Origin of the sequence: Sutterella sp., from assembly GCF_052272535.1 — a bacterium.
In the GTDB taxonomy this organism is placed as follows: Bacteria; Pseudomonadota; Gammaproteobacteria; order Burkholderiales; family Burkholderiaceae_F; genus Sutterella.
The window spans coordinates 1-8307 of sequence record NZ_DAVZJY010000100.1 but is presented as its reverse complement, the minus strand read 5'-3'; the positions used below and the strand labels follow the sequence as shown (position 1 = coordinate 8307).

The 8307-nt window shown below is 70.0% G+C and carries 7 protein-coding genes and 1 other RNA gene; 3 read left to right on the top strand and 5 right to left on the bottom strand.

The window, feature by feature from the left end:
• Positions 1 to 232: 232 nt before the first annotated feature.
• From ACT6Y9_RS06410 to rnpB, 5 genes are all read right to left on the bottom strand, one after another.
• Positions 233 to 2056 (bottom strand): peptidoglycan D,D-transpeptidase FtsI family protein, encoded by a 1824-nt coding sequence (locus tag ACT6Y9_RS06410; RefSeq protein WP_443743910.1) that lies wholly within the window; start codon positions 2054 to 2056, stop codon positions 233 to 235.
• On the bottom strand, positions 2053 to 2454 hold the full coding sequence (locus tag ACT6Y9_RS06405) for a hypothetical protein (RefSeq protein ID WP_443743909.1): 402 nt from the start codon (positions 2452 to 2454) through the stop codon (positions 2053 to 2055). Before ACT6Y9_RS06405 ends, ACT6Y9_RS06410 begins: the two co-directional genes overlap by 4 nt.
• Complete coding sequence (rsmH, locus tag ACT6Y9_RS06400; protein WP_443743908.1) at positions 2454 to 3416, bottom strand: 16S rRNA (cytosine(1402)-N(4))-methyltransferase RsmH; 963 nt, start codon at positions 3414 to 3416, stop codon at positions 2454 to 2456. Before rsmH ends, ACT6Y9_RS06405 begins: the two co-directional genes overlap by 1 nt.
• An 80-nt stretch (positions 3417 to 3496) precedes the next feature.
• A complete protein-coding gene (gene mraZ, locus ACT6Y9_RS06395; RefSeq protein WP_443743907.1) occupies positions 3497 to 3916 on the bottom strand; it encodes a division/cell wall cluster transcriptional repressor MraZ in 420 nt (139 codons plus the stop codon).
• Positions 3917 to 4208: 292 nt separating this feature from the next.
• Positions 4209 to 4523: RNase P RNA component class A (gene rnpB / locus ACT6Y9_RS06390), an RNA gene on the bottom strand.
• A 180-nt stretch (positions 4524 to 4703) separates the two neighbouring features.
• Here rnpB and ACT6Y9_RS06385 point away from each other — a divergent pair.
• The 3 genes from ACT6Y9_RS06385 to ACT6Y9_RS06375 form a co-directional block, all read left to right on the top strand.
• Positions 4704 to 5864 (top strand): outer membrane beta-barrel protein, encoded by a 1161-nt coding sequence (locus tag ACT6Y9_RS06385; RefSeq protein ID WP_443743906.1) that lies wholly within the window; start codon positions 4704 to 4706, stop codon positions 5862 to 5864.
• Between the two features lie 209 nt (positions 5865 to 6073).
• The gene (gene hemL / locus ACT6Y9_RS06380; RefSeq protein WP_443743905.1) at positions 6074 to 7357 is read left to right on the top strand and encodes a glutamate-1-semialdehyde 2,1-aminomutase; all 1284 of its coding nucleotides are present in this window, start codon (positions 6074 to 6076) and stop codon (positions 7355 to 7357) included.
• Positions 7358 to 7449: 92 nt separating this feature from the next.
• The coding region (locus ACT6Y9_RS06375; protein ID WP_443743904.1) for a protein-disulfide reductase DsbD domain-containing protein at positions 7450 to 8307 on the top strand (858 nt) is incomplete at its 3' end.

Below are 8307 nucleotides of genomic sequence, written 5' to 3'. Positions count from 1 at the left end.
CTCCGCCCGTCCGCCTTCGCGCCGGGAACGGCGCAGAAGACGTCGCCCGGGCGCACCTCGCGGCTGTCGAGCCGCAGCTGCGCGCCTTCATGCACGAGGTTCGCGAGCCAGCGCGCCACCGCGGCGTCGTCCGGATCCCGGGCGCCCGCGGGGGCGCCTTCGAATGTGTCGGTCATTGCTGTCCTTCCCGAGTAGATCTTGTTCCTTGAGTGAGGCTCCGTTCGGAAGCGCGTCAGTTGCGGATGCGCGCGAGGAACGCGCCGCCGCCGCCCGAAGCCGCCTCGTCGGGCGTCACCATCAGGGTGCGCAGCGCCCCGGCGGCGACTTCGCTGAAGACCGGGCCCGCGACGGTGCCGCCGTAGCGGCTGCCCTTCGTGGGTTCGTCGATCATCACCGCGACGATGAAGCGCGGATTCACCGCCGGCACGATGCCGACGAAGCTTGCCACCGTGTCCTTCGTGTAGCGGCCGTTCTTCACCTTGTTGGCCGTGCCGGTCTTGCCCGCCACCGTGTAGCCCTCGACCTTCACGCGCGAGGCGGTGCCGCCGCGCCCGACGGTCTTCATCATCATCGCGCGCATGAGCCGCGCGGTTTCGCCGCGGTAAACGCGCTCGCCCTCGACCACTTCGCCGGGGCGGCGCTTGTAGAGCGTGAGGTCGATCACGTCGCCGTTGCGCGCGAGCGCGGTGTAGGCGCGCACGAGTTGCATGAGCGAGACGCTCACGCCGTGGCCGTAGGAGATCGTCGCCTGCTCGATCGGCCGCCAGGACTTCGCCGGGCGCAGGCGCCCGGCGGTCGCGCCCGGGAAGACCACCTTGGGCGCCTGGCCGAAGCCGAGCGCGGTGTACATGTCCCAGAGCGTCTGCGGCGCCATTTCGAGCGCGATCTTCGCCGTGCCGATGTTGGAGGACTTCGCAACGATTTCGGAGACCGTGAGGAGTCCGTAGTCGTGCGTGTCGCCGATCGTGCGGTCGTTGATCGTGAGCTTGCCCGGAGCCGTCTGAATGGTGGTCGCCGCATCCACCAGCCCCATGTCGAGCGCCTTGGCGATCGCGAAGGGCTTCAGGGTCGAACCGGGTTCGAACTGGTCGGTGAGCACGCGGTTGCGCATCTGCTCGAAGAGCATCGTTGAGCGGTCGTTCGGGTCGTAGGTCGGCACGTTCGCGAGCGCGATCACCTCCCCCGTATCAACGTCGGCGACGACGACGGCGCCCGCGAGCGCCCCGGTCTTCTCGACCTGCGCGCGCAGCGCCTCGTAGGCGATGAACTGCACGCGCGAGTCGATCGAGAGCGTCACGTCCCCGCCCGGCACGGCCTCCTTCTGCCAGATGTCGTCGATGATGCGGCCCTTGCGGTCGCGGATCACGCGCCGCGCGCCGGGACTCCCCGAAAGGAGCCGGTCGTTGGCAAGTTCGATCCCCTCCTGACCGTGGTCGTCGCGGCCGGTGAAGCCCACGATGTGAGCGGAGACCGGGCCGTCGGGGTATTCGCGCAGCACTTCGGGCTGGATGCCAACCCCGGGGACCCCGAGCTCGCGCACCTTCTCGGCGCGGCGCACGTCGCAGGCGCGCACGAGGGTGACGAAGCGCGATTTAGGCGCGTGCAGCTTATCGCGCACGGTCTTCACGGGGAGCTCGAGGAGCTCGGCGAGCTTTCTCACATCCTCCTCGGTCGCCTCCTTCGAGAGCAGCGGATCCGCCCAGACGCTGCGCACGGGCTGCGAGGCCGCGAGCACGATGCCGTTGCGGTCGAGGATCTCGCCGCGCTCGCCCGGAATGGTGAGCGTGCGCGCGTAGCGCTTCTCGCCCTCGTCCTGCAGAAAGTCGTTCGAAACCACCTGCAGCCAGAAGGCGCGCACGCCGAGGAGCAGGAACGCCGTCGTGATGAGGCCGAAGATCAGGTACGTGCGCCAACGCGGAATCGGAATGACGATCAGGGGGCTCGCCGGGCTCTCGGGGGGCACTTCGCGCGCGGTGCGGTCGCGCCGCACCACCGCCGCGGCGTACGCCCAGACGGCGGCGAAGGCGGCCGCGATCAGATCGAGGACCTTCTTCACGGTTCACCTCCCGGCGCGGCCTTCGCGCCCTGCGCGGCCGCGGCCTGGCGGCGGCGGTAGTCCTCGAGCTGGCGGCGCATCTCGGGGAGGAAGTCCACCGAGCCGTCGGGCGCTTCGACCAAGGTCACCGTCTCGCCGCCCGTCGCGCCGTAGAGGTCGAGCATCGCCGCGCCCGCGCCGATGTTGCTCGCCAGGGCGGCGCGGCGCACCTTCATCTCAAGCTCGGCCTGGTCGTCGAGGAGCTTTCTGTGCACGTCCGCCTCGTGCTCGTGCGCAACGAACAGCTGCCGCGTCTGGCAGTGCAGCTCGACGAGGCAGAGGGCGCTTGCGAAGAGGCAGCCGCCCAAAAAGAGGATCCAACCGAGTTCGGCCGGCGAAACGTTCGAGCCGGTGCGCATCACGCCCTCCCGGTCTCCCCGGTCCAGGCGCGCGCGGTGCGCTCGGCGACGCGCAGCACCGAGGAGCGCGCGCGGGGATTCGACTCCGCCTCGGCCTTCGAGGGGAGGATGCGCCGCGCTCCGGTGAACCAGGGTTCGGCGTTGAACCCCGCCGGAAGCGGCAGGCGCGGGTCGAGCCCGCGCTCGGGGTGTCCCGTGCGCTCGAAGAAGCGCTTGACGATGCGGTCTTCGAGAGAATGGAAGCTAATCACGGCGAGCCGCCCGCCCGGTGCGAGAAGCCCGCCCGCCGCTTCGAGCGCGCCCTTGAGTTCATCAAGTTCGTGGTTCACCTCGATGCGCACGGCCTGGAAGGTGCGCGTCGCGGGGTGCTGCGCCGCGTCGCGGCGGTTCTTCGGCACGGCCGACTCCACGAGGCGCGCGAGCTCGCCCGTTGTTTTAAGGGGCGCCGTGCGGCGGCGCTCCACGACCGCGGCGGCGATGCGGCGCGCGAAGCGCTCCTCGCCGTAGTCGGCAAGCACCCCGGCGATTTCATCGGCCGAGGCGCGCGCGAGCCATTCGGCGGCGGTTTCGCCCGCCGTCGTGTCCATGCGCATGTCAAGCGGCCCGTCAAAGCGGAAGGAGAATCCGCGCTCGGGGTCGTCGATCTGGGGCGAGGAGACGCCGATGTCGAGGAAGACGCCGTCCACGCGCGCGACGCCGAGGCGCCCGAGTTCGTCCGCCATCGCCGAGAAGGGCGCATGCACGATCGTGAAGCGCGGGTCCTCGATGCGGCGCGCCGCGGCGACCGCCTCCGGGTCGCGGTCGAAGGCGATGAGGCGCCCCTCGGGCGCGAGGCGCTCGAGAATGAGCCGGCTGTGTCCGCCGCGGCCGAAGGTGCCGTCCACGTAGAGGCCGTCGGGGCGCGAGACGAGCGCTTCCGGAGCTTCCTGACTGAGCACGGGCAGATGAACGAAGGCGGACATGGAGGAGCGATCCTTTGAGCGTGGCGTGAAATTGTTCTCTTCGGATGGGGAGCCGGGGGTGCGGCGCATTTCGCGGGCCTTCAGAAGGTGAAGTCCGCCGCGTCGACGCCTTGGGCGAGCGCGGCCTCTTCGGCCGCGCGCAACCGGGCGCGGTCCCAGAGCTCGAGGTGTTCGCCGAGCCCCACGAGCGCGCATTCGCGCCCGAGGCCCGCCAGCCCGCGCAGGTCCGCCGGTATCAGGATGCGGCCGGCCGCGTCCGGCGTCACCTCGAGGGCGCTGCCGAGCACGAAGCGCACGAACCCGCGCGCGCTCCAGGGGAGCGCGAGGAGCTTTTCGCGCCGCGGCGCCCAGGCTTCGAGCGGATAGAGCACGAGGCAGCCGTCCGGATGGCGCGTGACGACGACCGTTCCACCCCGTTCGGCCACCTCCGCACGGGCGCGCACGGGGAGCGCCAGACGCCCCTTGGCGTCGAGCGTCACGAGTGAAGTGCCCTGAAACATCGCCGATCCGAATGGAAGAACTGTTGTCCGCGTCCCGAAGCGGGCGTCCCGCACGAACGCCCCCACCGAATCCCACATTTTCCCACAGTGCGGAGACGATGCGGGCGGCTCCGGCGAGGGGGACGCACAAAAAAAGTGCAAAAGAATGCGGCGGATCAGACCGCGGCGGCGGGGTGCGGCGCGCGCCCCCGGAAGAAGGATGGGTCCCGCAGAGGGGATGAGCGGGGACCGCGGCGCGGCCGCCCGAAGGAAGAAGGGGGCGGGCGCGGACGGAGAAGGGGAAGGTGCAGCGGACGCAAGCCCTCGTGTAAGCCGGATTCTGTCGCCGCAGTCCCCGAAGGGACCGCGGCGGCGGCCATTCGTCTAGGACGGCGCTCGCGCGCCGCCTCAAGCCATCTACCCGCAGCCGAACCGGGCAGGTTCATGGGCTGCCTATTTGATGTTGCTCCCCGTAGAGATTGCCCGTTTCACCCGGCCCGAAGCCGGCTCGTCTCTGTTGCTCTGATCCGCGCCTTGCGGCGGAGAGGTGTTACCTCCTACGGTGCCCTGCGGAGTCCGGACTTTCCTCCCGCGGCGCAAAGCCGCCGACGACCGCCCGGAGAACTTGGCCGCTGCAGGGGCGCTACTTTACCCGCACTTCACCGGAGGATCAAGCGTCCGGGCGTTGCCCGCATGAAACAAGCCCGCGCCGTGCGGCCCAGTCGCCCGAAACGGTGTGTCAAAATGGCCGGCTCCAACCCCTCCCTCGAGGCCTCCCCGCCGCTCCACTCCTCCGCAGGCAACCGTCATGAACAAGCTTCACCCCGCGCATCTTCTCCGCTTCACCGCCGCCGCGGCAGCCCTCGCCGCCGCCGGCGCCGCACAGGCCGGATTCTGGGCCTCCGTGGTGGACACCACGCCGGCGGGACTCGCGCGCGCTTCGGACGAGCGTCCGGGCGACTGGGCCTCGTTCTGGTCGGACGCGAAGGAAGGCGCCTCGCGCATCATGAGCGAAGGCAACACCACATGGGTGGCGCCCGTCTACACCAACCACCCGACCTGGGCCTGGGACAACCGCGCCGAGGAGAACGGCTGGCCCATGGGCATGGGGCTCGCGCGTCAGGTGATCGACGAAAAGGGCAACGAGCGCATGCTCTACCTCGTCACCTTCGTGGACTCCAACTACCGGCCCGAGCCGATGGTGGGCTACACCTGGGTGGCGCGCTGGCCGCTCGGCGCCTCGGGCCTGCACGTGGGCGCGGGCTACCTCGCCGGCGTCACCTTCCGTGGCGACTACAAGTGGCTGCCCGTCGCCGGGCCGCTGCCGCTCGCGAAGATCGGCAACGACTGGTTCTCGTTCTACGGCACCTACATCCCGTTCACGAACGTCTTCTTCTTCTTCTCCTCGATCACGGTGGACGACAACAAGGGGCGCAAGATGCCGCTCCCAGCGTCGAGCCCCTGGGTGAAGTCCCCCAACCTCCTCTACGGCGCCTGGGGCGGACAGTACGCGGACAACGGCGAGAAGTATTCGCCCTCGCACATCAGGAACGCCGCCGTCTGGGGCGTCGGTCTGCGCCGCTATTCGGGCCGCTCCTGGCAGACGGACCTCAAGTACTCGCGCTCGGAGCACGACGTGGTGAAGCTCTCGGGCGGCACGCAGCCGCTCAAGATCGAGACCTACTCGCTCACCATCGCCTACAACATCGACGTGACGAAGCGCCTGCGGCTCTTCGCGGGCGGCGGCTTCGGGTGGTCGAAGGGCGAAGCGTCGGGCGGCTCGGACACGAGCCTCCACCCCTCGCTCACGTTGGGCGCCACCTGGGCGGCCCTGGACAACCTCTTCCTCACCGCCTCGATGGACACGAACTTCCCGCGCTTCAAGGGCGTGCTCGAGGACCGCGGTTCGGGCTACACCGTCCGCTCGATGCCGACGAACTTCACGCTCGGCCTCGGCCTCGCCTTCTGACGCCTGCCTTCAAGATCCGTTGCAGACTGCCCCCCGCCGCGTTAATCCCGCGGAAAGGCGGCGCCCTTAGAATCCCGCCCGGCACAGAATGTTTTTCGGGTGCGCCCGGGCTCCCGGCGGAGCGTCGGGCGCCCTGCGGGCGGCGAATATGAACTCGGGCGGCGGCAGCACCGCCCGCTCGCGCTCCGCCCATCCTTTGGAGACAAGCAATGGATCTCAATCAAGAGCTCATCGAGCGCGCACAGAAGGTCATCCCCGGCGGCGTCAACTCGCCCGTGCGCGCCTTCGGCTCCGTCGGCGGCGCCCCGCGCTTCATCGAACGCGCCTCGGGTCCCTACATGTGGGACGTCGAGGGCAAGCGCTTCACCGACTACGTCTGTTCCTGGGGCCCGATGATCCTCGGTCACAACGACCCCGATGTGCTCGAGGCCGTTCACGCCGCCGTCGACCGCGGCCTCTCCTTCGGTGCGGCCACCCGCGCCGAAATTGAGATCGCCGAGGAGATCTCGCGCCTCGTGCCCTCGATGGAGGAGGTGCGCCTCGTGAGCTCCGGCACGGAAGCGGGCATGTCCGCCATCCGCCTCGCGCGCGGCTTCACCGGCCGCAACCGCATCATCAAGTTCGAAGGGTGCTACCACGGCCACTCCGACGCGCTCCTCGTGAAGGCGGGCTCGGGGCTGCTCACCTTTGGCAACCCCTCGTCGGCGGGCGTTCCCGCCTCGGTCACCGAGCACACGCTCGTGCTCGAATACAACAACCCCGCGCAGCTCGAGGACGCCTTCAGGAAGTACGGCGACGAGATCGCCTGCGTGATCGTCGAGGCGTTCGCCGGGAACATGAACCTCGTGCGCGGTTCGCAGGAGTTCATCGACACGATGCGGCGCCTGTGCACCCAGTACGGCGCGCTCCTCATCGTCGACGAGGTGATGACGGGCTTGCGCGTCGCGCTCCACGGCGCACAGTCGCTCTTCAAGGTGACCCCTGACATCACGATGCTCGGCAAGGTGATCGGCGGAGGCATGCCGGTCGCCGCCTTCGGCGGCCGCCGCGACATCATGCAGAAGGTCGCGCCCTGCGGCCCGGTCTACCAGGCGGGCACGCTCTCGGGCAACCCCGTCGCCGTCGCCTGCGGCATGGCAACCCTGAAGAAGATCCAGGAGCCGGGCTTCTACGAGCGCCTCGGGCGCCAGACCGCGCGCCTCGTGAGCGGCCTCACCGCCGCCGCGCATGAGGCGGGCGTGCCCTTCAGCGCGGACTCCGTGGGCGGCATGTTCGGCCTCTACTTCCTGCCGCAGCGCCCGCAGGGCTTCGCCGACGTGATGAAGGCCGACACGCACGCCTTCAACACGTTCTTCCACGGGATGCTCGACCGCGGCCAGTACTTCGCGCCCTCGACCTTCGAGGCGGGCTTCGTCTCGATCCGCCACGACGACGCGGTGATCGACGCCACGGTCTCCGCCGCCCGCGAAGTCTTCGCCTCGATGGCGAAGTAATTCCGCCGCCGCCCGGGCCCGGCCTGGGCGGTCTTCTCCGCCGCAACCCTGCGGGCGGTCCTGCGCGCCGCCCGCCGCACCCCGAACACCCCATGTCCCTCGCCGACGTCCTCTCCACCCGCGCCCGCAGCGCCGCCGCCGCGCTTCTCTGCGCCGTCTGCGCCGCAGCACTCCCCGCCACCGCTCCCGCCGCCGGGAGCTCGGACGGCTGGATGTCCGCCATCAGCGCCGGGAGCCGCACCGAGAAGCCGCGCCCGCACGTCTTCGTCGAGCTCGTCGCGGAGAAAACTGCGCTCACGCCGCAGGCGGAGAACCGGCTCGCCGTGCGCTTCACCCATGAAGAGGGCTGGCACACCTACTGGAGGATACCGGGCGACGCGGGGCTGCCTCCCGAATTCAGCTTCACGCTGCCCAGAGAGATCCGCGCCACCGCGCCGCTCTTTCCGCTCCCCGAGCGCACGATCACCTCGGGGCTCACGAGCTTCGGCTACGGCGGCGTGACGCTCTTTCCCTTCCGCGTCGAGGTGCCCCGCGGCGCGTCGGGAAACGTCACCGTGGCGCTTCACGTCGAATACCTCGCCTGCCGCGAGATGTGTGTGCCCGAATCGGCCGACGCGACGCTCAGGCTCCCCATCGCGGTCTCCGGCAAAGAGACGCCCGAGGCGGCCGAGATCGCCCGCGCGCTCAAGCTCGTGCCTGAGCGCGCCCCCGATGCGCAGGCCGCCTGCGCGAAGATCGAGGAGAACCGCATCCGCATCGACCTCGCCGGGGGCGCGGTCGTCGCGAAGAGCCTCGACTTCCTTCCCTTTGAAAAGAACGTCCTCAAGCTCTCCGCCGCACCCGCGTCGGCCGTCCGGGAGGCGGAAGAAACGGGCGCCGCCCCCGCCTGGAGCCTCTGGCTCACGGCGGCGGACCGCTTCGCCCTCGCGCCCGCGAAGACCCTCGAAGGC

Excerpts from the sequence above, each read along its gene's own strand:
- hemL (WP_443743905.1), top strand. The coding sequence starts at position 6,074 with ATGGATCTCAATCAAGAGCTCATCGAGCGCGCACAGAAGGTCATCCCC.
- ACT6Y9_RS06385 (WP_443743906.1), top strand. The coding sequence starts at position 4,704 with ATGAACAAGCTTCACCCCGCGCATCTTCTCCGCTTCACCGCCGCCGCG.
- mraZ (WP_443743907.1), bottom strand. The coding sequence starts at position 3,916 with ATGTTTCAGGGCACTTCACTCGTGACGCTCGACGCCAAGGGGCGTCTG.
- rsmH (WP_443743908.1), bottom strand. The coding sequence starts at position 3,416 with ATGTCCGCCTTCGTTCATCTGCCCGTGCTCAGTCAGGAAGCTCCGGAA.
- ACT6Y9_RS06405 (WP_443743909.1), bottom strand. The coding sequence starts at position 2,454 with ATGCGCACCGGCTCGAACGTTTCGCCGGCCGAACTCGGTTGGATCCTC.